Raw genomic sequence first — 25,463 nt, 5'->3', positions numbered from 1 at the left:
CCGAACGCCTCAGAACACCGACCAGCCAATCCGCTGGCTCAGCAGTTCCAGCGCCGCCATGCCGGCCAGCGAGTTGCCGGCGGCATTCAGTTCCGGGGACCAGACGCACACTGTGAACTGCCCCGGCACCACCGCGACAATCCCCCCGCCCACACCGCTTTTGCCCGGCAAGCCGACGCGGTAGGCGAAGTTGCCGGCTTCGTCGTACAGCCCGCTGGTGGCCATGATCGAGTTGACTTGCTGGGTCTGGCGGGCGGTGAGGATCTGTTCGCCGCTGTGTTTGCAGAACCCGTCGTTGGCCAGGAAGCAAAACGCCCGGGCCAGGTCCACGCAATTCATGCGCAGCGCGCAATGGCTGAAGTAGCTGCGCAGCACGGCCTCGACGTCGTTGTGAAAGTTGCCGAAGGATTGCATCAGGTACGCCATGGCCGCGTTGCGCGCGCGGTGCTGGTATTCGGATTCGGCGACCTTGCCGTCCACCATGACCTGCGGGTTGCCGGACAGCCGACGGACAAAGTCGCGCATCGACAACGCCGGCGCGGCGAAGCGTGACTGGTTGATGTCGCAGATCACCAGGGCGCCGGCGTTGATGAACGGATTGCGCGGGCGGCCGCGCTCGAATTCCAGCTGCACCAGCGAGTTGAACGGCTGACCGGAGGGCTCATGACCGAGGCGCTCCCAGATCGCTTCGCCGGAGTGATCGATGGCCTGCACCAGGCTGAACACCTTGGAAATGCTCTGCACCGAGAACGGTGTCTCGGCATCGCCCGCGCAATACAACTCGCCATCGTTGCCATACACGGCAATGCCCAACTGATTGGCCGGCACCGTGCCGAGGGCGGGAATGTAGTCAGCCACCTTGCCCTGACCGATCAGCGGCCGGACAGCGTCAAGGATCTCGTTCAACAGCGCTTGCATGCCGGGTTCCGAAGTCTCGCCCCGTGGGATTGCGGGGACACGGAGGCTAGACGCTATTGGCTGGCGCTGGATCACAGATTGCTTAAACACCTCCCTCAAAATCACCAACATCCCTGTGGGAGCGGGCTTGCCCGCTCCCACAGGGATGCGATGGTGCCTGTGTATCGGAGTGTGTACAGACGCCCTTGTGACACACCCCATCCATAAAACCCCGCACCAACGACACATCGCAGATACACCCGCTTGATGAACTGTGCCTGTCGATCGGCCAAGCCGATCAAAGCGCTCAACTCACTCAATGCTACGGAGTATCACCATGTTCAAGCTCTCGACTTCCTCCCTCACCCTCGGCCTGGTCATCGCAGGCGGCCTGGCTCTGTCCAACGTGGCTTCGGCTTCGGAATCCGAGGCGTTCAGCATGAAACAACTGGCCCACGGCTACAGCCAGGTCCAGGCCGACACCGCGGAAAAGCCTGCTGAAGGCAAATGTGGTGAAGGCAAATGTGGCGAAGGCAAGTGCGGTTCCGGCGAGTAATTCATTGCCGCGGGGCAATTACTGCCCCGCACACCTGACTGAACGGAGATCAAGCTCATGAACACCTCACTTTCATCGGCCGTCAAAGGCCTGCACCTGAACCTCGACCGTGCCGGCAGCTGGCTCGCGCCTTTGACGCTGCGGTTGTTCATCGCCTGGGAATTCTTCGAGTCGGGCCTGGAAAAATGGAACGGCGAGAACTGGTTCGCCGACATCCAGGACGCTTTCCCGTTTCCGTTCAACCACGTGCCGGCCACGCTGAACTGGGAACTGTCGATGTGGGCCGAGCTGATTTGCGCCCTGGCCATCCTGGTGGGTCTCGGAACGCGGGTGTCGGCCATTATTCTGATCGTCGTCACCATCGTCGCGACCGCCGCCGTTCACTGGCCGGCCGATTGGTCTACATTGAGTGAGCTTGCTCAGGGTTACGCCATCAGCAACAAGGGTCACGGCAACTTCAAACTGCCGCTGATCTACCTCGCCGCCCTTATGCCGTTGTTGCTCTCGGGTGCCGGCAAGCTCAGCCTGGATGCACTGTTGGCTCGATTCTTCTGGCGTCGCCATAACCGTTGACCGACCAGAGCCCGGCGCGTCCTCCACTCCCATAAACACGGAGCATTCGCCATGAGCCTCACTCTCTACGGTTTTGACGGCAGTACGTATGTGCGCACAGTGAAGATGTTGCTTGCGGAAAAAGGTGCGGATTTCGACCAGTTGCAGGTCAATGTGATGAAAGGCGAACCGCACTTGCCCGAACACCTGGCACGCCATCCATTCGGCAAGGTGCCGGTCATCGATCACGACGGTTTCCGCATCATTGAAACCGACGCGATCGTGGCCTATCTGGACGAAGTCCTGCCGGGCCCTTCCCTGACTCCCGACAATGCCCACGACCGTGCCCGCACACATATGGTCATGGGAATTTATGATTCTTATGGCTACGGTGCGCTAGGCTCGGTGTTCGGCTATCACTTGTTCCCCGATTTCATCGGTGGGAAGAACGAAGAATCCCGTCGCAAAGGCATCGAGACCTCGAAAATGGTCCTGCGTGAATTGATGAAAATCAAAGGCTCCGATCCTTTCGTCGCCGGCCAGGATCCAAGCCTGGGTGACTTTTACCTGGCACCTGCCTGTGCTTACATGGCGATGACGCCGGATGCACCGCAGGTGTTTGCCGTCAACGGCTTCGATGACTGGTGGAAACGGATTCAGGCACTGCCAAGCTTTCAGGCCACACCACCGCAGTAAGCTACATCCCTCTCACTTGTGTAGACAGGAGCCACCATGAGCGTGACCACCCAATGGATCGAGATCGACAGCGACGAAGGCACATTCGGCGCTTACCTGGCCATTCCGCATACCCGCAAAGGTCCGGGGATCGTGCTGATCCAGGAGATCTTCGGCGTGAATGAACACATCCGCTCGGTCGCGGAGCAATACGCCGCCGATGGTTACCTGGTGATTGCACCGGACCTGTTCTGGCGCAACGGCCACCGGATCGAACTGACTTACGACGAAGCCGGCTGGAAACGCGCCGTCGAGCTGATGAACGCCACCGACATCGACAAGGCACAGGCCGACATCAAACTGGCCATCGACGCGCTGGATGCGCAACCTGGTCTGGACGGCGGCATTGCTTCCATCGGTTACTGCTTTGGCGGCTTGCTGTCCTACCTCACCGCCACCAATGGCCTGGTGGATGTAGCCGTCGCCTACTACGGCGGCGGGATCCAGAATCATCTGGACCGCGCCGATGAAATCGAGGTGCCGTTGCTGATGCACTTCGGTGAACAGGACAGCCACATTTCACTGGAAGCCGTGGAAAAAATCGCCGAGCGTTTCGAGAACAATGACAACGTGGAAATTGTCGTGTACCCGGAAGCGGAACATGGTTTCAACTGCTCGCATCGCGACAGTTACAACCAGCGTGCAGCGGCTGAAGCGCATGGCAATACGTTGATCTTTTTGGGGCAGGAGCTGTAAAGCCTGACGCCAACGCAAAAGGCACCTTTATCAAACAATGAAGGTGCCTTTTTTCTGCCTGTGATGGCCCCGTTGTGGTCATTGCAACCCTTCTCTACCTCTTCTGAGAAAGCTGCGTCACTCCTTCGCAAGGCGATATTCGACGTGGTTCCCCCCCTACTTCGCCGATCCATCATGCGGTTTGTAAAACCGGAACATCTTGGTTTCAAAGGTTTTGGTGTACGCCCTGGACCAGTCCGGTTTCACCGTGCGGTCATGAAAATACATCGCGCCACCGGTGCGGTCCGACAGCTGTTTGTTCAGCGCCTTGCGCGCGATTTCCTTGGCGAGGGCATATTGGGTTTCTTCCTGGACCGTGTCCGATTTCCCATCGCACCACCACGAAAACTGGCAGCTCTTGGTTTCGGAGCCTTGCTTGACCACCGCGCACACGGTGTCGGGGAAACCGGCGTGGCCGAGGCGGTTCATCACCACGTTGGCGACTGCTTCCATTTCGGCGGTGTCTTTGCCTTTGGCTTCCCAGTAGATGGAGCGGGCCATGCAGGTAATCGCGTCGTCCAGCGGGGACTTGCCGGCCGGGTCGACGGCCTGGACTTCGGACTGAGTGATCGCTTCGGATTTCGGTACGGGCAGATCGCCGCCCTTCTCTGCGGCCTTGTGCTCAAGCACTTGGGCCTTGTCTTCAGCCACTTCTTTTTTTTGCTGCTGGTCGTCGGCAATAACCTGGCCTGCGACAAGGGTAACCACGAGAAACGCAACGGACCATTTGAAGGACATGATGGAGACACTCTGTGTGGCGTCGAGGGAAGCGCCCGTCTGGCGACTTGGCTTCAGTGTAGTAGCCAAATCATGTCAATCGCTGGCAACAAAGCGCAAAAAGGCATTGCGCGGCATGGGGTGGAATCGCGCATCATGGGCGCAGTCAATTCAAGGGAGAATTCCATGCGCGTCCTGTCATCCGCTGTGCGTTTTGCCGTGTTGCCGCTGGGGCTGGTATTCGCCGCCAGTGCCATGGCGACCGAAGAGACGCAACTGGTCGAGTCAATCAACGCTTACCGCAGTCAGGTGCAGCGTTGCGGCAGTCAGGTGTCACCGGAATTGCCACCGCTGACGAGCGATCCGCGTCTGGTGTTATCGGCCAGCGGGCCCGTCGATTTGCAGCAGGCCATGGCCCGGGCGTCGTACCCGATGGTCAACGTGCAGGCGATTACCATGTCCGGGCCGCGTGATGCGCAGTCCGCCATCACGGCGATCAAGGAGAGCTTTTGCCAGGTGGTGCTGGATTCACAGTTCGTCGACGTCGGTGTCAGCCACGAGGGACGCGACTGGCGCATTGTGCTGGCGCGACCGCTATTGACCGCGCGCCTTGGCGACGCTGCGGTTGAAGGCCAGAAGCTCCTGGAAATGCTCAACGCCGCGCGTACCCAACCCCGCCAGTGCGGCGGTCAACCGTTTGCCGCGACCACACCGCTGGCCTGGAACGCAACACTGGCGACCGCAGCCCAGGAACATACCCGGTCCATGGCCAATAACAATTTCTTCGACCACAAGGGCCGCGACGACCGCACCCCGGGGGATCGCGCAGAACTGGCGGGTTACAACTATCAGGAAGTCGGCGAGAACATCGCCGCCGGGCAAGACACTCCGCGCAAGGTCGTCGATGGCTGGCTGGCCAGCCCCGGTCATTGCGCCAACCTGATGAACCCGAAATTCCGCGAACTGGGCGCGGCCTATGCGGTTGATCCAAAGAGTGACGCCGGGATTTACTGGACAGCCATGTTCGGTACGCAATAAGGGCGATGGTCAGAGCGGTGGTTCACCGCTCTTACAACGTATGCTGACTATCGCCGATGGCTTTGGCTTTTTTGATTGCCCACGCCATGGCGTCTTCCATGTCCAATAGATGCGGACGTGGTTCATTGTCCTCTTTGATGATCGAGCCGTCCGGCCGATAAACACCGATGAACATCTTCAGGGAGCCGTCCCTCAATATCTCGGCTTTCACCTCGATCCTGCATCCGTTGGAAAGCGTTTCCTTGTGTTCCTCATGCCGTTCAGTCATCGCTGTCTCCCTCTCGTGGTGAATAGACAGGGTTTGCAGTCATTCTTTCTGAGCGTAGTAGAAGTTCGACCGGGACAATGACGGGCACTGATACAAGGTATTAACGCCGACCAACCTTACAGGACAGCGGCGTAATGCCACCTATACTCCATTCCACCAACCCCGCCTGGGGACTGCACTACCAACAATAAAAAGCAGAGGTGGAACATGGTCTGGCAGCAAATCTACGATCCCTTCGGTAACCCGGTGCTTTCAACCATCATGGCGGCAGTGCCGGTGGTGGTCATGCTGGCATCCCTGGCGTTTTTCCATATCAAGGCGCATCTGGCGGCCTTGCTGGCCCTTGGCTCGGCTTTGTTGATCGCAATCTTTGCCTTCGGCATGCCCGCGGACATGGCCGGCTCGGCGGCACTTTACGGCGCCGCCAACGGCCTGCTGCCGATTGGCTGGATTGTGCTCAACATCATCTTCCTGCATCGGCTGACCACCGAGAACGGTTCGTTCAAAGTGTTGCAGGATTCCCTTGCGCGCATTACTGACGATCGACGCCTGCAACTGCTGCTGATTGCCTTCTGCTTCGGCGCCTTCTTCGAAGGGGCTGCCGGGTTCGGCACGCCGGTGGCGGTGACCGGGGCGATTCTGATCGGGCTGGGCTTCTCGCCGCTGGCCGCCTCCGGCCTGGCGTTGATTGCCAACACCGCGCCCGTGGCGTTCGGTGCTCTGGGTACGCCCATCATCACGCTGGCCAAGGTCACCGGCCTGGATGAAATGGAGCTGTCGATGATGGTCGGCCGGCAGCTGCCGTTCTTCTCGGTGCTCGTGCCGTTCTGGTTGATCTGGGCCTTTGCCGGCTGGCGCAAGATGCTGGAAATCTGGCCGGCCATCCTGGTCGCCGGGGTCAGCTTCGCCGTGCCGCAGTTCCTGGTGTCCAACTACCACGGGCCGATGCTGGTGGACGTGATTGCCGCGCTGATCTCCATGGCGTGCCTGACCGGTTTCCTCAAGGTCTGGAAACCGGCCACGATCCACACCTCCGCCGCCCTGTCCGGGCGCGTCGACAACTCGAAAATCGACGAGGAGCATCAGCAAAAACCCGAGGCCAGCGGGGCCTTTGCCAGCGATGCGAAACCGGCGGTGATGCGCGCGTGGATGCCGTGGATCATCCTCACAGTCTTCGTGTTCGCCTGGGGCACCCAGGGCTTCAAAAACATGTTCGACACCCGCCCGGCGATTGATCCGGCCACCAACTCGGCCAAGCTCGACCCACAGGGCAAACCGATGCGCGAAGCCAACCCGATCTTCGCCCCGGTCGTGACCTTCACCACCATTCACCAGCAGATCGAGAAGGTGCCACCCGTGGTTCCCGCGGCAAAAACCGAGGAAGCGGTCTACAAGTTCACCTGGTTGACCAGCACCGGCAGCGGCATCCTCCTCGCGGCGATCGTCGGCGGCCTGCTGATGGGCTATTCCATCCCGCAACTGGCACGCCAATACCTGCGAACGCTGTGGGTGGTGCGTTACTCACTCATCACGATTGTGGCGATGCTCGCGCTCGGCTTCCTCACCCGCTACTCGGGCCTCGACGCCACCATGGGCCTGGCCTTCGCCGCGACCGGCATTTTCTACCCCATGTTCGGCACCCTCCTCGGCTGGCTCGGCGTGGCGCTGACCGGCTCGGACACCGCCTCTAACGTGCTGTTCGGCGGCTTGCAACGAGTGACCGCCGAGCAACTGGGGATCAGCCCGGTGCTGATGGCGGCGGCCAACAGTTCCGGCGGGGTCATGGGCAAGATGGTCGACGCCCAGTCGATCGTGGTCGCGTCCACGGCGACTCGCTGGTATGGGCATGAAGGGGAGATTCTGCGTTATGTGTTCTTCCACTCGATTGTGCTGGCGATTCTGGTCGGTGGATTGGTGACGTTGCAGGCTTATGTGGCGCCGTTCAGCAGCATGGTGGTGGGCGGGCATTAGACACAACGCTTCGCTGTCGCGGCGCGAGGCCGATAATCCCGTCTGGCTCAAGCAACAAGCGGGTGATCGGCCGACCCTGCTGCGCAGCAATGATTTGAACATCCAGGCGACCGTGGGCGCGGGGCTGGCGCGTGAAGTGTGGCTGGTGGTCCACAGCGACGTCCGGCACACCCCGTCGGTGCAGGCGGTGATGGGTTTTTTGGCGTCCTGTTTCGAAAACTGAGTCAGTGCGCCAAACACTGCTTTACTGATTCAGATCCTGAACCAACGGGAATCGCGCCCATGGAACGTCTCACCGCCAAAGACTTCGCCCCGGAACTGCTGGAGCTCTACGACTACTACGCCCACGGCAAGATCAACCGGCGCGAGTTTCTTGATCGAGCGGCGCTGTTCACCCTGGGCGGATTAACGGCCAGTGCCCTCCTCGCCGCCCTGAGCCCGAACTACGCGCTCGCCGAGCAGGTTGAATTTACCGACCCGGACATCCTCCCTGAGTACATTTCCTATCCATCGCCCAAGGGCCACGGCAATGTTCGCGGCTATCTGGTGCGCCCGGCCAAAGCCACCGGCAAGGTGCCGGCGGTGCTGGTGGTGCATGAAAACCGTGGGCTCAATCCTTACATCGAGGACGTCGCCCGGCGCGTCGCCAAGGCGGGGTTTATTGCGCTCGCCCCCGATGGCCTGAGTTCGGTGGGCGGCTATCCCGGCAACGATGAAAAAGGCAAGGAGTTGCAAGCGACTGTCGATCCGGAAAAGCTGATGAATGACTTTTTCGCCGCCATTGACTGGTTGATGAAAAACGACAAGACCACGGGGAAAGTCGGCATTACCGGGTTCTGCTATGGCGGCGGCGTCTCAAATGCCGCCGCTGTGGCTTACCCGGAACTGGCGGCGGCCGTGCCCTTTTATGGCCGTCAGCCCAAGGCCGAAGATGTGCCGAAAATCAAGGCACCGCTGCTGCTGCATTACGGTGAACTGGACAAGGGCATCAACGAAGGATGGCCGGCGTATGAAAAAGCGCTGAAAGCCTCAGGCAAGACCTACGAGGCCTACATTTACGCAGGCTGCAATCATGGTTTTCATAACGACTCCACGCCTCGCTACGATGAAGCCGCGGCGAAACTCGCGTGGGACAGGACTGTGGCCTGGTTCAACAAATACCTGGTTTAGGGTTGGCTGCCTTGGTGTGCAGGCTTGGCTTCACGCGTCGGCCTGCACCACTTCAATTCCCAGTTTCCGGTAATCCCCGACATCGCCCGACGCCACGTGCTGCTCGGTAATCAGCGTATGCACGCGGTTGCACGGCGCGACCACGAAAGGCTCAACCGCACCGAGTTTGTCGGCCGTGGTCACGGCTACCACGTGGGAAGCGCTGTCGAACAACGCCTGCTTCACCGGCACTTCATCAAAATGCAGCGAGCTGATGCCCACGTCCGGGTGAATCGCGCAAACCCCGGTGAACAGCAGATCCGCCTTGATGCCCTGAATCAGGCGCAAGGTTTCATGCCCGCTGGCAGACATCGTCGCCGGATTGAGTTGGCCACCGGCCAGAATCACCTTGATGCCTCTGTACTCAGCCAACGTGATCGCAATCATCGGCGACGCCGTAATAGCCGTGATGCAAATATCCGCAGGCAGCGATCGCGCGATCTGCAGCGTGGTGCTGCCGGAATCGAACATCACAATCTGGCCGTTTTGCACGCGGCGTGAAGCGAGTTGCGCCAGGTGGGTTTTCACTTCATCGGTTTCCCCGACGCGGGTGAAGAAATCCTTGCCGGTGTCCTTGGGACGAGGCAGCGCGCCGCCGTGCACGCGCTGTACCAGACCGGCGCTGTGCAACTCCGACAGGTCGCGGCGAATGGTATCTTCCGAAACGGCGAAATGCTGGCTCAGTTCCGAGGCCATGACCTTGCCGTCGCGCTCGAGGATCAAGAGGATTTTCTGTCGCCGAACGGAAGGAAACTCGGTTGCCGAATGCTGATCTTGCATGTTTATGCCTGACTTTGCGTGTTTGTGCGAGATTAGCCAAACCGTTGCGCAAACACAATCGCGGTTTTGTTTTCTGGCAAACTCCCCGGGCGTCTCCCTCCAGAGCAGTCAGCCCATGCATCTCGCCCTTGTCTCAAACGGTTCACTCCTCACGCCTGACCCGCCCGACGTCACCGTGCCGTGGTGGAGTTTCACCAAGACGGTACTCGCCGCCGCAGCGCTTTCGCTGGTGCGTGATGGATTGGAGCCGGACCGGGCAGCGTCGTTGCGGTCTAACGCTGCGTTGATGGCAGCCGCACGGCGAGTTGCGCGGTTTTTGATGAAAGTGGCAACGAAGGCGCCGTAGAGGCCGAGGTCATGCGTCACTTGATAAGCGCGGTACTTGAATAAGTCTGAAAATCATCTGGCCAGCCTGCCTTACAAAGGGGGCCGTCAGACCTCGATGTGTGGGAATTCACAATACCGTGTGGCGAGGGGGCTTGCCCCCGTTGGGTCGCGTAGCGGCCCCAAAAACCTGCAACCGCGTTCATTCAGGCAAATCGCGTGCACTGGATTCACGACTGCTGCGCAGCCGAACGGGGGTAACCCCCCTCGCCACAGGTACGGGGTCGGTCAGGCCAATGTGTGGAGATCATAAAGTGCTGTGGCGAGGGGGCGGTCAGACATCTATGCATGGAGTTCACCAATACATTGTGGCAAGGGATGGCGGATACATGGATCACTTTGACTGTGCGTCAGTTGCTCGCTACTCGCGCCCCTTTTCCAGCCGTCACCAACGCCTTCAACGACGCATCAAACTGCTTCAACGCATTCAGCTGCACCGCATTTTGCTGGTCAATCTGCGCAGCAATTTCCCTGGCGGCTTTGCCATGAACCCAGACCGAAGGCATCTGCTGTTCACGTGAGCCTTCAGCCTCACCAATGTATTGCAGGTTCGAGTCGTAGAACTTGGCCAGGAATCGCGCTTCGACCTGGTTGTTGCGCTTGGACACCAGGCGGCTGTAGGTGTCCAGCATCACCACCACATCGGGATGGGCTTGCACCAGGGCGTCGAGACTGTCGTAGACCGTTACGGAGGCGAATTGTTTTTGCAGCGAGCCCATCAGCCAGTTGATCGCAAGTACAGGATCGGAACTGTTGACGAAGGCGTTGCTGATGCGCGAATCCAGCGCAGGATTCTTCGCCCCGTTCAGCGCGACAGAATGGTACTGCTCAAGGTATTGGATCGTGTTAAGGGTGTTTTCGCTGTAGAGCACGCCCACCGATTGAGTGTGCTGCAAGCTGGCGGTGCTGTCGGCCATCGGCAGGAAATGGCAGGACGGGGCGGCCAGGCCGGCACGGTGGCGGCAACACTGCCGGTCAATACGGCGACAAGGGCCAGCAAGTTAGAGATTCTCATCGCGCAGGTTCCTTCAGAGGCGACTTTGGTATGACGCTATCCTCCTCTCATGACAAAAAAACAGAACTTGCATTCCTTGATGGTGATTATTGATTAAACGAATGGGTGCGAAGTGAGGCGTCAGGGTTAACTCAGCGCCTGTTCCTGAGGTTGAACGTGATGGCGAGTGGATATCTGCGCGAAGCCGATTATGCTTCAGGAAACCTTGCAGCGATGCGAGGCCGTCAACCTGTGTGCATGCTTCGCGCAATCCGTAATCCGACGACATCAGCCCAAGGGCCTGGGTGCGGCAAAGAGGTAATGAGGTACTCCGGCCTATAACAAGAACGACGGAGAAGACTCATGGCCGCAATCGACAACACCTCCACGGGCAGCGCGCCCCACCACGGCATCACCAAGGAAGAGCGCAAGGTCATTTTTGCCTCGTCCCTGGGCACTGTGTTCGAGTGGTACGACTTTTATCTGTATGGCTCCCTGGCAGCGATCATCGCCAAGCACTTCTTCGCCGGCGTCAATGAGACAACGTCCTTCATCTTCGCGCTGCTCGCGTTCGCCGCCGGCTTCGCGGTGCGCCCCTTCGGCGCCATCGTGTTCGGTCGACTGGGCGACATGATCGGGCGCAAGCACACCTTCCTCATCACCATTGTGATCATGGGCATTTCCACCGCCATCGTCGGTTTTCTGCCCGGCTACGCGACCATCGGCGTGGCGGCGCCGATCATCCTGATCACCTTGCGCCTGTTGCAAGGCCTGGCGCTGGGCGGCGAATACGGCGGCGCGGCGACCTACGTCGCGGAGCATGCGCCGAAAGGCAAGCGCGGTTATTTCACCTCGTGGATTCAAACCACCGCGACCCTGGGCCTCTTCCTTTCACTGCTGGTGATCCTTGCTTGCCGGACGATCCTCGGCAACGAAGCCTTCGAGGCCTGGGGCTGGCGGATTCCGTTCCTGCTGTCGATCCTGCTGCTGATTGTCTCGGTGTACATCCGCTTGCAGCTCAGCGAGTCGCCGGTGTTCCTGAAAATGAAGGCTGAGGGCAAGTCCTCCAAGGCGCCGCTGACCGAATCCTTCGCCCGCTGGGACAACCTGAAAATCGTGATCATGGCCCTGCTAGGCGGTACGGCCGGCCAGGCGGTCGTCTGGTACACCGGGCAGTTCTATGCGCTGTTCTTCCTCCTGCAAACACTGAAGATCGACGCACAGACCGCCAACTTGCTGATCGCCGGATCGTTGCTTATCGGCACGCCGTTTTTCGTCATTTTCGGCAGCCTGTCCGATCGCATCGGCCGCAAGGGCATCATCATGGCCGGCTGCATCATCGCGGCGCTGACCTACTTCCCGATCTTCCATGCGTTGACCCAATACGGAAACCCCGACGTGTTCGTCGCGCAGGAGAAGAACCCGGTCACGGTGATCGCCGATCCCGACCAGTGCTCGTTCCAGTTCGACCCGGTGGGCAAGGCCAAATTCACCAGTTCCTGCGACCTCGCCAAGACCGTGCTGGCGAAGCGGGCCATCCCCTACAAGAACGAGAAAGCCGAACCGGGCACCGTCGCGCAAGTGCGCATCGGCGACAAGGTGATCCAGAGCTTCGAGGGCACCGGCATGCCGGCCGCCGACTTCAAGGCCAAGAACGACGCCTTCGTCGCCAACCTTGGCACCTCACTCAAAGAGGCCGGTTACCCCGAGAAAGCCGACCCGGCCAAGACCAACTACCCGATGGTGCTGCTACTTCTGACCATCCTCGTGATCTACGTGACCATGGTCTACGGCCCGATCGCTGCCTGGCTGGTGGAACTGTTCCCGGCGCGCATCCGCTACACCTCGATGTCGCTGCCCTACCACATCGGCAACGGCTGGTTCGGCGGTTTCCTGCCGACGGTGGCATTCGCCATGGTCGCGGCCACGGGTGATATCTACTACGGCCTCTGGTACCCGATTGTCATCGCTGTGATGACCGCCGTTCTGGGCATATTCTTCATGCCGGAAACCAAGGATCGGGAGATTCATCACACATAAAGCCGGACACTTGCCCTCTCGTGAGCGAGAGGGCAATCCTTTTTATCGCGCGGTGATGGATCAAATGCCGCAGCAGCTCAAAAACGAATTGAACCCCACGCCTCATCGTGTTTTCGAAACCCTATAAGCGCCGATCTTTGATCATGAGCAGCGCCATTGGAGAGGAAATCCCGATGAACCGTAGATTGCTGTTTCTGCTCGCCAGCCTGAGCCCCACGCTGGTATTCGCTGAAGGCTGTGACGTCCTGACCCGATCCCAAAGCCCTTCCGTTCCGGTGGTCGAGTCCCATAGCTGTTATGAGTACGAAGGCATGCCGGTGAACGCCATCGATTGGTCATGCAGCAACGAGAGCAAGGAGATGCTCAGCAGCACCAAGAAAAAAGTCGAACAGTGCGACGACCATTACCAGGCCACCTGCATCGCGACGCTGACCCAGGAATCCCTGGCCAACCCTCACTCCACCAGCAAGGACAAGAACAGCAAGTCGCTGAATATTCCCGACAACGCCCAAGTCACTACGTATTACTACGGCGCGGAACACTTGAACCAATCGAAAATTGATTGCGAATCGGGCGGTGGTCACTGGAAAGCGAAGTGATGTCGCTGGCTGATACGTAGCCGTTACATCTCGCCATTCGCTGTATCCGCGTTGTTACCTTACCGACCGAGTTGTCACTTCTGCGGTGCCCGGCAGGCCAATAGAGTATTGGCTTCGGTGTGTTGGCCGGGTCGAGAACGTCTCGACCCGGCTTTCCGCCGATCCCCCCATCACGGAAGAGGTGACACCATGAGTTTCGTAACCGTTGAAAAAAACCAGAGCAGCGCCCCGTCGGAAGCCGATATGAAAAAGGCCATGACTGAATCTGGCGGCAAACCCGGGGAAGTCACCGGGACCAACGCGGCCCGGAAGCTGACCTACACCGGCACGGTCAATCACACTGTGTATGAGAACAAGCTGATCGAGATTGCCAAGGGCAAACGGACCAGCTGGAACTTCGTCTGGGCCGACGCGAAGGTGAGTAGCCCGGCGGCATGAGGCCACGGTGGGGCGGTCGAACGGCCGCCCCACTGTTTCAACTCACAGATCCCCTTGATACAACCCGGTTACGCAGACTGTTACCTCGCCGGTTAAACCGCCCTCCCCGCTGTAACGCCAAGACACTTCGCCGCCCTCGATCCTGCGCCTACTGTGAAGCCGTCAATGTGTTTAGAGGGTGCTGCCCGATCACTTGTCGGATTCACTGCCCGCTGCCCATTGATTGCCTAACACAACCAAGGAAGAGGAAAGCCATGAGTAAGTCGAGCGCAGTAAGCAAGCAAGCTCTGCAACTTCACAATGATGTGCAAGAGGCCCTCAAATCGTTCCAGAGTCTTGCCCCCACGGCTCTGAAAACGTCGGACTATAGCAAGGTGTTGACATCGACCCTGGCGGCCACTCAAAAGTCCGTCACGATCGAAATCGCACCCGATGACCTGACGCTGCTCAAGCAGTCAGGCTACAAGTTGTGCTTCGCCAAGAAAGTCGGTAACGAAGCCTATAACGTTGTCTGGCAGTCCTATGACAAGTACCTGAGCAACAATGGCTTCAGCTGGACCCCGCAATACCAGCTCTTCGGGTCCAATACTTTTCAGGCTGACGTGACGGTGAAGGTGTCGACCAACATCGTCACGATCGGCCTGGGACAACAATCGATCCTCAGCCCGGAAGGCTTGCTGGGTAATGCGGTGACCGGCGGCCCTGACATCTCCATCACTCTGGATAACGAATACGGTCCGATCCACCCCGGCATCAACCAGTTGTCGGTCGGTATCGACGGCAAGCAGGTCAGCACGCCGATCTACGTTGCCACCAACCAGGTGGTCACCGGCAATACCGTCTTGACCCCTGTCGAGACCATTCTCGTGTGGTTCGAACAGAACGTGCAGACCAGCACCATGTTCAGCACGTCGCGGTCCAAGGCGATCGAAATCGACCTGACGGTCGTTAACGATGCAACCCGTCTCTACGAAGACGGTGCATGGAAAACCGTGTAATCGTCGCATCGAGGGGCAACCCCGCGGTTGCCCCTTCTACTCAGGAAACATCACCGCCGCCCCGGGCAAAATAGCCCGTCAACGACCGACAGATCGACTCCGCCAGATCTTCCTGAGTCGCGATGCCATAAGGTCGATTGCGATCGAACTGCTCGGACCAGCGGATCCGCCCCTGAGCGACATCAATCAGGCGCACCGACGTCCGGACACGGCTCGGTTCCACCCGTACGCTGCCCTCAAGGGAATAGTTACCGCGCCCGGCCCGAACAGCGTCCAGTGCCTTAATGCTGCTTCGCGGCACCTTCATCAACACATGGTTACCATTGCTTTGCGTCTGCTCGAACGACTCGAACAGCCGGCAGCTCAGCTCTTCGCACAAGCCCCGGGTAAAGTCATCGCCGTCGCGGGTGATGCAGGTAAACGGCTGAATCTGCAGGACAGGATGGCGAGTCGAGGTGCTTTTAGGCCTGAGCCGCTGGTAAGCCAGCCGATAACAACCGGCCGGTATGCTCAGACGGACCGGGTCTTGCTGCCCCAAGGTGGCGTAATGCGTCGCGAGCTTGCGCCGCAACCGGCCCACCTGGACGCGCACCACTGGATCGTCGCCCGTGCAGTAAACCGCCGGATCACGGCGGAACACCGCAATGCCGATGGCATGCTCGGTGAGCGGGGTGTCGGAAAATTGCAGATCGTGATCGACCAGGAAACGCAGCAAACTGCCCATGCGCCTGGACTTGGCAAACACCGGACTGGCCAGCAACAACGCCAGCACCCGCTCTATCTCTTCGCGATCGAGTGGCTCGGGAACACCCTCGGCACTCGAATGGCCTACGTGCTTGATCACCATTGCCTGCCTCCTTGCAGGTTACCGACAATCGCTCGCCACCCCTGTTAGAAGTGGATATTGATACTGAAGTCGTACTCCATGGCCACGCGCAACGCCCGATTCCAAGAAGGCTAGGACGCTGCAACGTCGAAGCTTAGCAGCCGTTACGCAATGGCGAGGAGATTGTGGTGATCAGCGCATTCCCGGCGGCGTTCAGCAGCAACGCGTCGTGCATTGCTTGCCGCCGTAGCGGGCTTCCTGACGCTCACGAAGAAACGCCGAATGGCTCATCACCGGCTCGTCCGGGTGTTTAAGCGCCATCTGAGCGACATAGTTGTCGTAATCGGGGACGCCGACCATCAAACGTGCGCTCTGGCGGAGGACGCGGGCGGCTTGCTGCAGTTTACGGAACATGGCAACGCTCTCATTGTGATGGGGGACGCGCCCATGAAAGCGCACTTATGTATCTGGAATGTGTCCGTTCGGCCGAGATATGTATCGGAACCTGTAGGAGCCAGGCTTGGCGGCGAAGGCGTACTTGAGAGCGCCTTCGCCGGCAAGCCTGGCTCCTACAGGTCCAACTCTGATCCGTAGTTTTCTGCAGCTTCTGATGCTGTACCAAACCCGCCCCTCGTCCAACAATGAGCGAAGCACGGCCACAGTTTGTTAATATCCACGCGCTTTTTTCGTCTGACTCATCAGGCGCTACAGATTTCCCGTCGCAACACAGGAATGCTTTTCCATGAGTACGTTGTTTACCCGTCGCACGGTCCTGCGCGGTATGGGCTTGTTGAGTCTTGGCCTGCTCGCCGGCTGCGATGACAGCCCCAAGTTGTCGTTCAAGTACGGCAAAGACCTCAGCGACAAGATCATGGGACGTACCTTCAAGCTCAAAGATGCCCAGGGCGAAACGAAGATGCTCACCAGTTATCGCGGCCTGATGCCGATGGTGTTCTTCGGTTTTACCCAATGCCCGGCGGTCTGCCCCACGACCCTGGCCCGCGCAGCGCAAGCCAAAAAACTGATGGGCCGCGACGGCGAGAAGCTGCAGGTGATCTTCATCACCCTCGACCCGGAACGCGACACGCCGCAAATGCTCGACGCCTACGTCAAAACGTTCGACCCGAGTTTCGAGGCGCTGCACGGCACGCTGGAAGAAACCGCCGCCACCGCCAAGGAGTTCGGCGTATTCTTCGAAAAGATCCCGAGCGGTTCGACCTACACCCTTTCCCACACCGCGACCAGCTACGTCTTCGACTCCCGGGGCAACTTGCGCCTGGGGCTGTCCGCGTCCCTTACGGCTCAAGAGTGCGCAGAAGACCTGCTCACCGTCATGGAAGTCTGCTAATGAATTCGATCCTCGCAAACACCGCTTTCTCGCGACGTGTAAAACAAGCGGTCCTGGGATGCGCCCTGATCGGCATGGCCTGGCAGGTATCGGCGCAAACAAAAGTGGACGACGCCTGGGTTCGCGCGACCGTTGCCGGCCAGCAGTCGACCGGCGCCTTCATGACCCTGCAAGCCGACAGCGACAGCAAGCTGCTCAGCGTGCAATCGCCTATCGCCAAAACCGTTCAAATCCACCAATCCAGCATGAAAGACGATGTGATGAGCATGCGTCAGGTCGAGTCCGTCGCGCTGCCGGCCGGCAAGCCGGTGAGCTTTGATCCCCACGGCTACCACGTGATGCTGATGGACCTGACGACGCAGGTTAAGGAAGGCGATAAAGTCCCGCTGATCCTGACTGTGGAAGGCGCCAAGGGCGAGAAAGAGACGATTAAGGTGGAAGCCGAAGCTCGGGCACTTGGCATGGTTGATCACAGCAAGATGCATTAACGCTGTTCACCCAGTGCGGGCATCCACATGTCTGCCCTGACGGGGTTTTTGTGGGGGGTCACTTGTGGCGAGGGGATTTATCCCCGTTGGGCTGCGAAGCGGCCCCCAGCGTCCGTTCAGACAGACCGAGTTGTCCGGATTTACGACTGCTTCGCAGCCGAACGGGGATAAATCCCCTCGCCACAAAAGCCCCTCCTCACAGGTTTATGCTCGGCTGAACATTGTCTTCGTTAGACGGCATCACAGTTTTTCAGGGCGAGCGACTCTTATTTAACGAGTCGCTTTTCCTTGGAAGGCCTGTAGCCGAAATACGAGCTGTAGCACTTGCTGAAATGGCTCGGCGACACAAAGCCACACGCTACCAGCACGTCCACCTGGGACAGCTCCGTATGCTGCAGCAGCCGCCGCGCTTCGGTAATTCGCAGCTCCATGTAATACCGCTGCGGCGTGGTGCCCAGTTGCTCCTTGAACAAACGCTCGAGTTGTCGCCGCGAACGGCCGGCGTAAACCGCCAGTTGCTCCAACTCCAGCGGCTCTTCGAGGTTGGCATCCATCAACTTCACCACCTCGCGCAATGGCGCACTCACACAGACATTTTCCGTCGGTTTGATACGCCGGTAGCGCGACTCCTCGAACGCCAGAATGTCCTCGATCCCCTCGACAAGCGCTTTGCCGTAAAGGCCTTTGATCCAGTCCAGCGCCATGTGGAAGGCTCCGGAAGGACTGGACGCCGTCAGACGGTCTCGATCGATGATGTAGGGCTCGCTGCTGACCTGCGTCGCCTTGCAGAAATCGGCGAGCGCGGGGCGATGTTCGGGGTGAATCGCGCAACGGTAACCCTCCAGCAAACCGGCCTTCCCCAAAAACCATGCACCGTTCCACAGCCCGGCCAGGCTGACACCCTGGTCCGATGCCGTGCGCAACAGACTGATCAAGCCTTCGCTGGCCTTCAGTTCTGTCCGGTAGCCGCCGCAGATCACCAGCAGGTCCAGCGCTTTGACCGCGGCACAATCGATACGGGCATCGGGCCGAATGACCAGGCCCAGATCGCTGACGACTTCGCCGTCGTTCAAACCGAATGTGCCGGAAGAGAACGAATCAGGTCTTAGCAAATTCGCCGTAACCACCGTATCCAACGCCTGGGTAAACGCCGGCAGCGAGAAATGTTCGAGCAGCAGAAAGCCTGCGCGGACCGTTTGCCGGGTCCCATCAGGGTGTTCATTCAGATAGCGAAGGTTTTTGCCCTTCATGCCTCCGCTGAATTGGCGTCGTTCGATCAATGCTCGACCCACTCCATTACGTTACCGAACCGGTTGTCTGGTGCGTTGATAAAGCGCCATGTTAACCCGCAGCGCCACTGCGGCGTATCCACTCGAGCGCCAGAGAGGGCTCTGCCTCAGTTATTTATACTCAAATGCCAGCTTAATAATATTTTACCGATACCAGGGTCATCCCTAGTCTTGAGCCCAAGAAATGGCAGGCCGTTCGCGACCTCACTCCAACTTCGAAGGGTATTGAGATGACCACTGAAAAAATAAAAACGGATACGCTGATTGTTGGCGCCGGTCAGGCTGGCGTGGCCATGAGTGAACACTTGAGCAAACTCGGGGTGCCGCACCTGGTGCTGGAGCGCAACCGTATTGCCGAGCGCTGGCGCACCGGGCGCTGGGATTCGCTGGTGGCGAATGGTCCGGCGTGGCACGACCGCTTTCCCGGTCTCGATTTTGACGACCTCAGTCCCGACGAATTTGCCCCGAAAGAACGCGTCGCCGATTACTTCGAAGCCTACGCCAAGAAGTTCAATGCCCCGATCCGCACTGGCGTGGACGTACTGAATGTCGAGCGCAATGTCGGTCGCCCGGGCTTCACCATTGAGACCTCGGAAGGTGTGATTGAAGCCAACCGCGTCGTGGCCGCCACCGGGCCTTTCCAGCGTCCGGTCATCCCGCCGATTGCGCCGAAAGATCAGCCTTTCATGCAGATCCACTCGGCCGACTACCGCAACCCGGCGCAATTGCCTGAAGGCGCGGTGCTGGTGGTCGGCGCGGGTTCGTCCGGCGTGCAGATTGCCGATGAATTGCAGCGTGCCGGGAAGAAGGTTTACCTCTCGGTCGGTGCTCACGACCGCCCTCCTCGCGCTTACCGCAACCGTGATTTCTGCTGGTGGCTGGGTGTACTGGGGGAATGGGATCAGGCGGCGATGAAACCGGGTCGCGAGCACGTGACCATCGCAGTCAGCGGCGCCCATGGCGGGCGCACGGTGGACTTCCGTGGGCTCGCCCATCGCGGCATGACGCTGGTGGGTTTGACCCAATCGTTCAACGGTGGCGTGGCGACGTTCCAGCCGAACCTGGCCGACAACCTGGCGCGTGGCGATGAGAACTATCTGGCGCTGCTGAATGCCGCCGATGCCTACATCGAACGCAATGGCCTGGACCTGCCGGAAGAACCGGAAGCGCGCCATACCTTCCCCGATCCAGAGTGCGTGACGAACCCGATTCTTGAACTCGACTTGGCCAAGGCCGGCGTGACCTCGATCATTTGGGCCACCGGTTTTGCCACGGATTACAGCTGGCTCAAGGTCGATGCCTTCGACGCCAACGGCAAGCCCCAGCATCAGCGCGGCGTGTCAAGCGAGGCTGGCGTGTATTTCCTCGGCCTGCCGTGGCAGTCCCGTCGCGGGTCGTCGTTCATCTGGGGTGTCTGGCATGACGCCAAGTACGTGGCAGATCACATCGCCATTCAGCGCTCTTATCTCGACTACCACGATGCGGCGCAACGCAAGGCTGAACAGGCCCCGGCCGCCCTTAAAACCACGGTCAGTGCCTAAGCCTTTTTCTGTCAGGAGCTAAAAATGTCCACGCCAACCCACACCCGTATTCGCATGTTCAACACCAAGGAAACCTACCCGAACCAGAGCCTGGACAACGACCTGTGCCAGGCAGTCCGCGCCGGTAATACCGTTTATGTTCGCGGTCAGGTCGGGACTGATTTCGAGGGCAGGCTGGTGGGTCTGGGTGACCCGCGTGCCCAGGCCGAACAAGCCATGCGCAACGTCAAGCAGTTACTGGAAGAGGCTGGCAGCGACCTCAGCCATATCGTGAAAACCACGACGTATTTGATTGACCCGCGGTATCGCGAGCCGGTGTATCAGGAAGTCGGGAAGTGGCTCAAAGGCGTGTTTCCGATTTCTACTGGCCTGGTGGTTTCAGCGCTCGGACAGCCGCAGTGGTTGATGGAGATTGATGTGATTGCGGTGATTCCTGAGTAAAGAAGTAGACCGAGTCGCGGCCTTCGCGAGCAAGCTTCGCTCCTACGGTAGATCTCGATTTCATGCACGACCCCGATCATCTGTAGGAGCGAGCCTGCTCGCGATGAGGTCCGCACAGACACCTCATTTGCCAAGGCCACCAAGGAGCAAAACCCATGACCTTCTCCATCGCCGCCCGTTGCCCCGAAACCGGTCAGTTCGGCATCGCGATCAGTTCCTCCAGCATCGCCGTCGGCGCCCGTTGCCCCTGGCTGCTGCCGGGTGTCGGCGCGGTCTCCACACAAAACATCACCCTGCCGTCATTAGGCCCGGAAGTCCTCGCCCTGATGGAGCAAGGCCTGGCGCCCGCCGAAGCGCTGGACAAGGGGTTGACCCGCAACGGCTACAGCCAATACCGCCAGATCACTGCCATCGACCACCTCGGCCAGACCGCGCATTTCAGCGGCGCGCAGACCCTGGGTAACCACAACGCCGTCTGCGGTGAACAATGCGTCGCCGCCGGCAACATGCTTGCCGACCGGTCGGTCATCGAGGCCATGGTCGAAGCGTTCGAGCACGGCGAAGGCCAACTCGCCGACCGCTTGCTCGCCGCCATGAAAGCCGCCATCGCCGCAGGCGGCGAAGCCGGGCCGGTGCATTCGGCGGCGATGGTGGTGGTCGGTGAACTGACCTGGCCGATCATCAATCTGCGGGTCGATTGGGCGGACGAAAATCCGATCGGCCAGCTGGAAAAACTCTGGGACGCTTATCGTCCACAAGTTCAGGACTACATCGACCGCGCCCTCGCCCCCGACAGATCCCCTGGCTACGGCGTCGCTGGAGACGACCGATGAGCAGCAGGCGCGATTTGCTGAAAACCCTGGTGGCCTTCGACACCACGAGCCGCGAATCCAACCTGCACCTGATCGAGTTCGTCCGCGACTACCTCGCGGGTTTCGACGTGCCTTGCGAACTGGTCTACAACGAGCAGCGCAGCAAGGCCAATCTGTTCGCGACCATTGGCCCGGCGGATCGGCCGGGCATCGTGCTGTCGGGACACACCGACGTGGTGCCCGTCGACGGCCAGCCGTGGACTGTTGCGCCGTTTGAACTCACGGAGCGCGATGGAAAATTGTTCGGGCGCGGCACGGCGGACATGAAAGGCTACATCGCTTGCGTACTCGCCCTTGTTCCGTCGCTGGTGAACGCCCGGTTGCGACTGCCCGTGCACATTGCGCTGTCTTACGATGAGGAAGTCGGCTGCCTTGGCGTGCGCTCGTTGCTGGCGGAGTTGGAGCAGCGCCCGGTCAAACCGATGCTGTGCATTATCGGTGAGCCGACCGAACTCAAACCGGTGCTCGGCCACAAAGGGAAACTGGCAATGCGCTGTGATATTCACGGCGAAGCGTGCCATTCGGCGTATGCACCGCTTGGCGTCAACGCCATCGAATACGCCGCTGAACTGATCGGTGAACTGGGGCGGATCGGCAACCGACTCAAGGCGCCCGAGCATCACGATGCGCGGTTCGATCCGCCATTCAGTACCGTGCAAACCGGAGTGATTTGCGGTGGTAAAGCATTGAACATCGTCCCCGCCGATTGCCGCTTCGACTTCGAAATCCGCGCGTTGCCCTCGCATGATCCGGGTGAAGTGGCGCAGGCGTTGAAGGCCTATGCCGAGCAACAGGTGTTGCCGCGCATGCGTGCCGTGAGTGAACAGAGCGAAATTCGATTCAGCCAGTTGTCGGCGTATCCCGGATTAGCGACTGATGCGCACAGCGAAGCGGCTGAGTTGATCGCCATGTTCTGCGGCTCCCGAGCATTCGGCACCGTGGCCTTCGGCACCGAGGGCGGCCTGTTCCACGCCGCCGGTATCCCCACCGTCGTTTGCGGACCCGGCAGCATGGACCAGGGTCACAAACCCGACGAATTCGTCAGCCTCGAACAACTCACCGCCTGCGATGCCATGCTGCAACGGATGCTGCTATCGATCACTGAATAGCAAAGATTTCGAACACCCAAAAATCCCTGTGGGAGCGGCGGTGCGACGATTCGACTTGCTCGCGATGAGGCCCTTACAGCCAAAGCTGATTGAACTGACAGCCCCATCGCGAGCAATCCTGCTTCCATCTCCCCACACAACCTCAAAATTTAATGAACCCTGCCCAGCCTCACCCACCTAACGAAAGGACTATCTGGAGGGTGACCCATGCAAATCGAAACAATCTGGATCGTACTGACAGCCGTTCTTCTGCTGATCGAGCTATGGGCAATCAACCGAGTGCGCAAAGCCGAAGGCAAATCGAGCAACAAACTCTTGTGGATCGTGGTGATCGTGTTTGTGCCGCTGATTGGGGTAGTGGCGTGGGCATTGGCTGGACCGAAACACACCGAACACGACCCGCATTCACCGCAGGCCAGGTAATGATGTTGGGAGGGTTCGCGGATACGCGCGTACTTGACGCCTCACGTCGTTAAGTGGGAAAACAGGCACGGCCCAAATGGAAGCGTTGGCGAACGACACGAATCAAGGAAGACTCATGAAAACCCTAGTGTGTTTGCTGATCGCCACTGGCGTCGGCACCGTGTTGCAATACGCCGGTATCCCCCACGGCCTGTTGCTGGGCTCGATACTCGCGAGCGCGTTGATTGCCAGCAACCTGCGGCTCTCCCCCACCCTGCCCTTCGGCCTTGGCTACGTGCAAATCGTGCTGGGGATCGCGACCGGTCTGATGTTCACCTCGTGGGACAACCACACCGTGGCGGCCATGTTGCCCAGCCTCGGATTCATGCTGCTGTGCCTGATGGTCCAGAGCTGCGTGGCCGGTTTCTGGTTGTTCAGGGTTTCGGGCTGGAACCTCAAGGACTCGCTGTTATCCGTGTACCCGGGCGCACTCGCCGCCGTCTTCGACTTGATCGAGTCTGAACGTGCGTCCAGCAAAGTGATCGTCGTGCACCTGGTCCGACTGTTGTCGATCACCTTGCTGGTCAGTTTTTGCATTCCCGGGCATGTCGACGTGGCGCTTGCCCAGAGCAGCGCGCTGGACGTGAGCACGGCGCTGACCCTGCTGTCGCTGATCGCCTTGTGTCTGTTGCTCGGCCGCGTGCTGTTGAGCGTCGGCGTGCCGGCGCCGTTCATGCTCACCGCCATCGTGCTCACCGCCGCCTGCATCAAGCTGGGCTATCTCCAGGCGTTCCACCTGCCGCAATGGAGTGTCGACTCCGCCTCCGTGCTCATCGGCGTGCTGATTGGCTCGAAATTCAAGGACATCTCCTTCGCCGAACTGGTCCGCCATGGCCGCGCCGGGCTGCTCGCCGTCGGCCTCATGTTGCTGATCGCCGCAGCGTTTGCCGGTGTGGCCGGGCGGGTGCTGGGCAGCGATCCGCTGTCGTTGTGGCTGGCGTACATGCCGGGCGCCATCGAAACCATCGCCATCGTCGCGTTCAGTGGCGGACTGAACGTGGTGTTCATCCTGACGCATCATCTGGTGCGGATGGTCGTGCTGCACTTTGCACCAGCGCTGATCGTGCAGGCGCGGCGCTGGCGGGCAGAGTGATTGCCAAACACAAACCGCCAACGCCTCCCGATGTGGAGGCGTTGTGCTTTTGGCTGACGGGAGGAAGGGACTAAACGGGAGAGATCGTGGCCAGCGCACCAATCAAAATGGTTAACACCAGAAATCCACCGAGGAAAATTGCCATCTTGCCCATAGGGCCTCCTACATTATGAGTTTACGGTGCAGTGACTGCGCGACTGCGGACCGTGCTGTCATTGTGAGCGTGCGGGTGGGTGCATTACAGAGGCAGATGGCGAAGGAAAATACGGATCAGATCGATTAATCGGCAGCTACCGAGCAGCTCATTGTGGCGAGGGGGCTTGCCCCCGTTGGGTTGCGTAGCAGCCCCAAAATCTCGGCACCTATTGAAGATTTTTGGGAGCGCTCCGCACTCCAACGGGGGCAAGCCCCCTCGCCACAGGGGATTGGTGATTTACGCCTTCGGCTCGACGTTATCCAACGCCTGGTTCACGGCCAATTCTCCCAGCATCACCACTTGCGTGATCCCCAGCAGGGTCTTGCGGTGTGAGTTGTCCAATAGCGCCGCGAAATTGCTGAGCATGGTGGTGGCCGAGCCCAGGGATTCGCTGGCGTTGGCCAGCAGGGATTCGGTGTCGTACTTGGGGTTGGCGAGGAACATGGGTTCGGGTTCGTGGTTGCTGGCCATGATGTAGGCGCCCGGGTTGAGGTAGTGGTCGAGGGCGCGCTCGGCGGCTTCGTGGAGTTTTTTCGAATCGAGGGATTCGTAGGGGGATGCCGGATCGGTGTCCGGTGGGTTTGGCGTTGGTTTGATCATAGATGAAACTCCTGGAAGAACTAATGAGGAGCCATCACCCTTCGCTACCAAACGTAGGGTGGTGGCCATACACAGGTTGGTAGACCGGTCCAGGAACCCGGCGCCCCCGAAGGAGCCCTGCGCATGGCCACCATAAAAAACAGAGATGAAAACGATCTCTGCAAAAGGTGGCGCCATGCGCCTGGACATACCGGGCTACCAAACCCGATCACTGTTTTTCAGTGACCGAGGAACGATAAAACCCATGCCCCAGACGCACAAGCCGGCGGATTCTGTCTTACGTGTAG

Annotated in this window: 28 protein-coding genes and 2 pseudogenes; 21 read left to right on the top strand and 9 right to left on the bottom strand. The window is 59.6% G+C overall.

Going from position 1 to position 25,463, the window contains the following annotated elements; translation table 11 throughout:
• Positions 1-9: 9 nt before the first annotated feature.
• The gene (gene glsB / locus ACIQV9_RS00975) at positions 10-918 is read right to left on the bottom strand and encodes a glutaminase B (protein WP_403096987.1); all 909 of its coding nucleotides are present in this window, start codon (positions 916-918) and stop codon (positions 10-12) included.
• A 316-nt stretch (positions 919-1,234) separates the two neighbouring features.
• Here glsB and ACIQV9_RS00970 point away from each other — a divergent pair, with 316 nt between their 5' ends.
• From ACIQV9_RS00970 to ACIQV9_RS00955, 4 genes are read left to right on the top strand one after another with little or no spacing between them, the layout of a single operon-like run.
• Positions 1,235-1,453 carry a hypothetical protein gene (locus tag ACIQV9_RS00970; protein ID WP_403096985.1) on the top strand — a complete coding sequence of 73 codons (219 nt, stop codon included), beginning with the start codon at positions 1,235-1,237 and terminating at the stop codon, positions 1,451-1,453.
• 57 nt (positions 1,454-1,510) lie between these two features.
• On the top strand, positions 1,511-2,026 hold the full coding sequence (locus tag ACIQV9_RS00965) for a DoxX family protein (protein ID WP_403096983.1): 516 nt from the start codon (positions 1,511-1,513) through the stop codon (positions 2,024-2,026).
• Between the two features lie 51 nt (positions 2,027-2,077).
• Complete coding sequence (locus tag ACIQV9_RS00960; protein ID WP_403096981.1) at positions 2,078-2,701, top strand: glutathione S-transferase family protein; 624 nt, start codon at positions 2,078-2,080, stop codon at positions 2,699-2,701.
• A 36-nt stretch (positions 2,702-2,737) separates the two neighbouring features.
• Entirely contained in the window at positions 2,738-3,436 is a 699-nt protein-coding gene (locus tag ACIQV9_RS00955) for a dienelactone hydrolase family protein (RefSeq protein ID WP_403096978.1), read from the top strand.
• A 156-nt stretch (positions 3,437-3,592) separates the two neighbouring features.
• On the opposite strand, the gene ACIQV9_RS00950 is transcribed toward ACIQV9_RS00955, so the two are convergent.
• Positions 3,593-4,213: a cell wall hydrolase gene (locus tag ACIQV9_RS00950; RefSeq protein WP_403096975.1), complete on the bottom strand. Its 621-nt coding sequence runs from the start codon at positions 4,211-4,213 to the stop codon at positions 3,593-3,595.
• A 165-nt stretch (positions 4,214-4,378) separates the two neighbouring features.
• On the opposite strand from ACIQV9_RS00950, the gene ACIQV9_RS00945 reads away from it, so the two are divergent.
• Positions 4,379-5,230 (top strand): CAP domain-containing protein, encoded by an 852-nt coding sequence (locus ACIQV9_RS00945; RefSeq protein WP_403096973.1) that lies wholly within the window; start codon positions 4,379-4,381, stop codon positions 5,228-5,230.
• 31 nt (positions 5,231-5,261) lie between these two features.
• Here the strand turns inward: ACIQV9_RS00945 and ACIQV9_RS00940 are convergent, their stop codons facing one another.
• Positions 5,262-5,498 (bottom strand): hypothetical protein, encoded by a 237-nt coding sequence (locus ACIQV9_RS00940; protein ID WP_403096969.1) that lies wholly within the window; start codon positions 5,496-5,498, stop codon positions 5,262-5,264.
• A 207-nt stretch (positions 5,499-5,705) separates the two neighbouring features.
• On the opposite strand from ACIQV9_RS00940, the gene ACIQV9_RS00935 reads away from it, so the two are divergent.
• Genes ACIQV9_RS00935 through yghX form a run of 3 tightly spaced genes read left to right on the top strand, consistent with a single transcriptional unit; the run spans position 5,706 to position 8,639 of the window.
• On the top strand, positions 5,706-7,469 hold the full coding sequence (locus ACIQV9_RS00935) for an L-lactate permease (protein WP_403096966.1): 1,764 nt from the start codon (positions 5,706-5,708) through the stop codon (positions 7,467-7,469).
• Entirely contained in the window at positions 7,429-7,692 is a 264-nt protein-coding gene (locus ACIQV9_RS00930; protein WP_403096964.1) for a hypothetical protein, read from the top strand. The genes ACIQV9_RS00935 and ACIQV9_RS00930 overlap by 41 nt, the downstream gene beginning before the upstream one ends.
• 59 nt (positions 7,693-7,751) lie before the next feature.
• A complete protein-coding gene (yghX, locus tag ACIQV9_RS00925; RefSeq protein WP_403096962.1) occupies positions 7,752-8,639 on the top strand; it encodes a YghX family hydrolase in 888 nt (295 codons plus the stop codon).
• 30 nt (positions 8,640-8,669) lie between these two features.
• Here yghX and ACIQV9_RS00920 read toward each other — a convergent pair whose 3' ends face one another.
• On the bottom strand, positions 8,670-9,458 hold the full coding sequence (locus ACIQV9_RS00920; RefSeq protein ID WP_403096960.1) for a DeoR/GlpR family DNA-binding transcription regulator: 789 nt from the start codon (positions 9,456-9,458) through the stop codon (positions 8,670-8,672).
• 115 nt (positions 9,459-9,573) lie between these two features.
• Between ACIQV9_RS00920 and ACIQV9_RS00915 the strand changes: the two are divergent.
• Positions 9,574-9,702, top strand: a pseudogene (locus ACIQV9_RS00915) (serine hydrolase); the annotation flags it as partial.
• Between the two features lie 490 nt (positions 9,703-10,192).
• On the opposite strand, the pseudogene ACIQV9_RS00910 reads toward ACIQV9_RS00915, so the two are convergent.
• A pseudogene (locus ACIQV9_RS00910) lies at positions 10,193-10,857 on the bottom strand (ATPase).
• A gap of 342 nt (positions 10,858-11,199) precedes the next feature.
• Here ACIQV9_RS00910 and ACIQV9_RS00905 point away from each other — a divergent pair.
• The 4 genes from ACIQV9_RS00905 to ACIQV9_RS00890 all read left to right on the top strand — a co-directional run bounded on the left by ACIQV9_RS00905 (position 11,200) and on the right by ACIQV9_RS00890 (position 14,911).
• On the top strand, positions 11,200-12,876 hold the full coding sequence (locus tag ACIQV9_RS00905) for an MFS transporter (RefSeq protein ID WP_403096958.1): 1,677 nt from the start codon (positions 11,200-11,202) through the stop codon (positions 12,874-12,876).
• 173 nt (positions 12,877-13,049) lie between these two features.
• The gene (locus tag ACIQV9_RS00900; RefSeq protein WP_109629730.1) at positions 13,050-13,475 is read left to right on the top strand and encodes a hypothetical protein; all 426 of its coding nucleotides are present in this window, start codon (positions 13,050-13,052) and stop codon (positions 13,473-13,475) included.
• 189 nt (positions 13,476-13,664) lie between these two features.
• On the top strand, positions 13,665-13,913 hold the full coding sequence (locus ACIQV9_RS00895; RefSeq protein ID WP_403096955.1) for a hypothetical protein: 249 nt from the start codon (positions 13,665-13,667) through the stop codon (positions 13,911-13,913).
• A 254-nt stretch (positions 13,914-14,167) separates the two neighbouring features.
• Positions 14,168-14,911 carry a hypothetical protein gene (locus ACIQV9_RS00890; protein WP_403096952.1) on the top strand — a complete coding sequence of 248 codons (744 nt, stop codon included), beginning with the start codon at positions 14,168-14,170 and terminating at the stop codon, positions 14,909-14,911.
• A gap of 40 nt (positions 14,912-14,951) precedes the next feature.
• Here ACIQV9_RS00890 and ACIQV9_RS00885 read toward each other — a convergent pair whose 3' ends face one another.
• Together ACIQV9_RS00885 and ACIQV9_RS00880 are read right to left on the bottom strand one after the other, a co-directional pair.
• Positions 14,952-15,758, bottom strand: coding sequence for a hypothetical protein (locus tag ACIQV9_RS00885; protein WP_403096949.1), 807 nt, complete (start codon positions 15,756-15,758; stop codon positions 14,952-14,954).
• A gap of 192 nt (positions 15,759-15,950) precedes the next feature.
• Positions 15,951-16,151, bottom strand: coding sequence for a YbdD/YjiX family protein (locus ACIQV9_RS00880; protein ID WP_403096946.1), 201 nt, complete (start codon positions 16,149-16,151; stop codon positions 15,951-15,953).
• Between the two features lie 328 nt (positions 16,152-16,479).
• On the opposite strand from ACIQV9_RS00880, the gene ACIQV9_RS00875 reads away from it, so the two are divergent.
• Together ACIQV9_RS00875 and ACIQV9_RS00870 are read left to right on the top strand one after the other, a co-directional pair.
• Positions 16,480-17,085: an SCO family protein gene (locus ACIQV9_RS00875; RefSeq protein ID WP_403096943.1), complete on the top strand. Its 606-nt coding sequence runs from the start codon at positions 16,480-16,482 to the stop codon at positions 17,083-17,085.
• Positions 17,085-17,573 carry a copper chaperone PCu(A)C gene (locus ACIQV9_RS00870; protein WP_403096940.1) on the top strand — a complete coding sequence of 163 codons (489 nt, stop codon included), beginning with the start codon at positions 17,085-17,087 and terminating at the stop codon, positions 17,571-17,573. Before ACIQV9_RS00875 ends, ACIQV9_RS00870 begins: the two co-directional genes overlap by 1 nt.
• 266 nt (positions 17,574-17,839) lie before the next feature.
• On the opposite strand, the gene ACIQV9_RS00865 is transcribed toward ACIQV9_RS00870, so the two are convergent.
• A complete protein-coding gene (locus tag ACIQV9_RS00865) occupies positions 17,840-18,823 on the bottom strand; it encodes a GlxA family transcriptional regulator (protein WP_403097633.1) in 984 nt (327 codons plus the stop codon).
• Positions 18,824-19,092: 269 nt separating this feature from the next.
• Between ACIQV9_RS00865 and ACIQV9_RS00860 the strand changes: the two genes are divergently transcribed.
• The 6 genes from ACIQV9_RS00860 (at position 19,093) to ACIQV9_RS00835 (ending at position 24,380) form a co-directional block, all read left to right on the top strand.
• Complete coding sequence (locus ACIQV9_RS00860) at positions 19,093-20,403, top strand: flavin-containing monooxygenase (protein ID WP_403096937.1); 1,311 nt, start codon at positions 19,093-19,095, stop codon at positions 20,401-20,403.
• Positions 20,404-20,427: 24 nt separating this feature from the next.
• Positions 20,428-20,844, top strand: a complete 417-nt coding sequence (locus ACIQV9_RS00855) for a RidA family protein (protein ID WP_017338215.1) — start codon at positions 20,428-20,430, stop codon at positions 20,842-20,844.
• Positions 20,845-20,999: 155 nt separating this feature from the next.
• Positions 21,000-21,677, top strand: a complete 678-nt coding sequence (locus ACIQV9_RS00850; RefSeq protein WP_403096933.1) for a DUF1028 domain-containing protein — start codon at positions 21,000-21,002, stop codon at positions 21,675-21,677.
• The gene (argE, locus tag ACIQV9_RS00845; protein WP_403096930.1) at positions 21,674-22,825 is read left to right on the top strand and encodes an acetylornithine deacetylase; all 1,152 of its coding nucleotides are present in this window, start codon (positions 21,674-21,676) and stop codon (positions 22,823-22,825) included. The genes ACIQV9_RS00850 and argE overlap by 4 nt, the downstream gene beginning before the upstream one ends.
• 207 nt (positions 22,826-23,032) lie before the next feature.
• Complete coding sequence (locus ACIQV9_RS00840) at positions 23,033-23,248, top strand: PLD nuclease N-terminal domain-containing protein (RefSeq protein WP_403096927.1); 216 nt, start codon at positions 23,033-23,035, stop codon at positions 23,246-23,248.
• A 115-nt stretch (positions 23,249-23,363) separates the two neighbouring features.
• A complete protein-coding gene (locus ACIQV9_RS00835) occupies positions 23,364-24,380 on the top strand; it encodes an AbrB family transcriptional regulator (protein ID WP_403096924.1) in 1,017 nt (338 codons plus the stop codon).
• 433 nt (positions 24,381-24,813) lie between these two features.
• On the opposite strand, the gene ACIQV9_RS00830 is transcribed toward ACIQV9_RS00835, so the two are convergent.
• Complete coding sequence (locus ACIQV9_RS00830; protein WP_403096921.1) at positions 24,814-25,176, bottom strand: DUF6124 family protein; 363 nt, start codon at positions 25,174-25,176, stop codon at positions 24,814-24,816.
• Between the last annotated feature and the right edge of the window lie 287 nt (positions 25,177-25,463).

It is taken from the genome of Pseudomonas sp. NPDC099000 (assembly GCF_044759925.1).
Classification (GTDB): Bacteria; Pseudomonadota; Gammaproteobacteria; order Pseudomonadales; family Pseudomonadaceae; genus Aquipseudomonas.
The sequence above is the reverse complement of the archived record's forward strand: the minus strand, read 5'-3'. Positions and strand labels throughout refer to the sequence as shown.

What these genes read in the sequence shown, in the direction of transcription:
- glsB (WP_403096987.1), bottom strand. Translation starts at nt 918, where the DNA reads ATGCAAGCGCTGTTGAACGAGATCCTTGACGCTGTCCGGCCGCTGATC.
- ACIQV9_RS00970 (WP_403096985.1), top strand. Translation starts at nt 1,235, where the DNA reads ATGTTCAAGCTCTCGACTTCCTCCCTCACCCTCGGCCTGGTCATCGCA.
- ACIQV9_RS00965 (WP_403096983.1), top strand. Translation starts at nt 1,511, where the DNA reads ATGAACACCTCACTTTCATCGGCCGTCAAAGGCCTGCACCTGAACCTC.
- ACIQV9_RS00960 (WP_403096981.1), top strand. Translation starts at nt 2,078, where the DNA reads ATGAGCCTCACTCTCTACGGTTTTGACGGCAGTACGTATGTGCGCACA.
- ACIQV9_RS00955 (WP_403096978.1), top strand. Translation starts at nt 2,738, where the DNA reads ATGAGCGTGACCACCCAATGGATCGAGATCGACAGCGACGAAGGCACA.
- ACIQV9_RS00950 (WP_403096975.1), bottom strand. Translation starts at nt 4,213, where the DNA reads ATGTCCTTCAAATGGTCCGTTGCGTTTCTCGTGGTTACCCTTGTCGCA.
- ACIQV9_RS00945 (WP_403096973.1), top strand. Translation starts at nt 4,379, where the DNA reads ATGCGCGTCCTGTCATCCGCTGTGCGTTTTGCCGTGTTGCCGCTGGGG.
- ACIQV9_RS00940 (WP_403096969.1), bottom strand. Translation starts at nt 5,498, where the DNA reads ATGACTGAACGGCATGAGGAACACAAGGAAACGCTTTCCAACGGATGC.
- ACIQV9_RS00935 (WP_403096966.1), top strand. Translation starts at nt 5,706, where the DNA reads ATGGTCTGGCAGCAAATCTACGATCCCTTCGGTAACCCGGTGCTTTCA.
- ACIQV9_RS00930 (WP_403096964.1), top strand. Translation starts at nt 7,429, where the DNA reads ATGTGGCGCCGTTCAGCAGCATGGTGGTGGGCGGGCATTAGACACAAC.
- yghX (WP_403096962.1), top strand. Translation starts at nt 7,752, where the DNA reads ATGGAACGTCTCACCGCCAAAGACTTCGCCCCGGAACTGCTGGAGCTC.
- ACIQV9_RS00920 (WP_403096960.1), bottom strand. Translation starts at nt 9,458, where the DNA reads ATGCAAGATCAGCATTCGGCAACCGAGTTTCCTTCCGTTCGGCGACAG.
- ACIQV9_RS00905 (WP_403096958.1), top strand. Translation starts at nt 11,200, where the DNA reads ATGGCCGCAATCGACAACACCTCCACGGGCAGCGCGCCCCACCACGGC.
- ACIQV9_RS00900 (WP_109629730.1), top strand. Translation starts at nt 13,050, where the DNA reads ATGAACCGTAGATTGCTGTTTCTGCTCGCCAGCCTGAGCCCCACGCTG.
- ACIQV9_RS00895 (WP_403096955.1), top strand. Translation starts at nt 13,665, where the DNA reads ATGAGTTTCGTAACCGTTGAAAAAAACCAGAGCAGCGCCCCGTCGGAA.
- ACIQV9_RS00890 (WP_403096952.1), top strand. Translation starts at nt 14,168, where the DNA reads ATGAGTAAGTCGAGCGCAGTAAGCAAGCAAGCTCTGCAACTTCACAAT.
- ACIQV9_RS00885 (WP_403096949.1), bottom strand. Translation starts at nt 15,758, where the DNA reads ATGGTGATCAAGCACGTAGGCCATTCGAGTGCCGAGGGTGTTCCCGAG.
- ACIQV9_RS00880 (WP_403096946.1), bottom strand. Translation starts at nt 16,151, where the DNA reads ATGTTCCGTAAACTGCAGCAAGCCGCCCGCGTCCTCCGCCAGAGCGCA.
- ACIQV9_RS00875 (WP_403096943.1), top strand. Translation starts at nt 16,480, where the DNA reads ATGAGTACGTTGTTTACCCGTCGCACGGTCCTGCGCGGTATGGGCTTG.
- ACIQV9_RS00870 (WP_403096940.1), top strand. Translation starts at nt 17,085, where the DNA reads ATGAATTCGATCCTCGCAAACACCGCTTTCTCGCGACGTGTAAAACAA.
- ACIQV9_RS00865 (WP_403097633.1), bottom strand. Translation starts at nt 18,823, where the DNA reads ATGAAGGGCAAAAACCTTCGCTATCTGAATGAACACCCTGATGGGACC.
- ACIQV9_RS00860 (WP_403096937.1), top strand. Translation starts at nt 19,093, where the DNA reads ATGACCACTGAAAAAATAAAAACGGATACGCTGATTGTTGGCGCCGGT.
- ACIQV9_RS00855 (WP_017338215.1), top strand. Translation starts at nt 20,428, where the DNA reads ATGTCCACGCCAACCCACACCCGTATTCGCATGTTCAACACCAAGGAA.
- ACIQV9_RS00850 (WP_403096933.1), top strand. Translation starts at nt 21,000, where the DNA reads ATGACCTTCTCCATCGCCGCCCGTTGCCCCGAAACCGGTCAGTTCGGC.
- argE (WP_403096930.1), top strand. Translation starts at nt 21,674, where the DNA reads ATGAGCAGCAGGCGCGATTTGCTGAAAACCCTGGTGGCCTTCGACACC.
- ACIQV9_RS00840 (WP_403096927.1), top strand. Translation starts at nt 23,033, where the DNA reads ATGCAAATCGAAACAATCTGGATCGTACTGACAGCCGTTCTTCTGCTG.
- ACIQV9_RS00835 (WP_403096924.1), top strand. Translation starts at nt 23,364, where the DNA reads ATGAAAACCCTAGTGTGTTTGCTGATCGCCACTGGCGTCGGCACCGTG.
- ACIQV9_RS00830 (WP_403096921.1), bottom strand. Translation starts at nt 25,176, where the DNA reads ATGATCAAACCAACGCCAAACCCACCGGACACCGATCCGGCATCCCCC.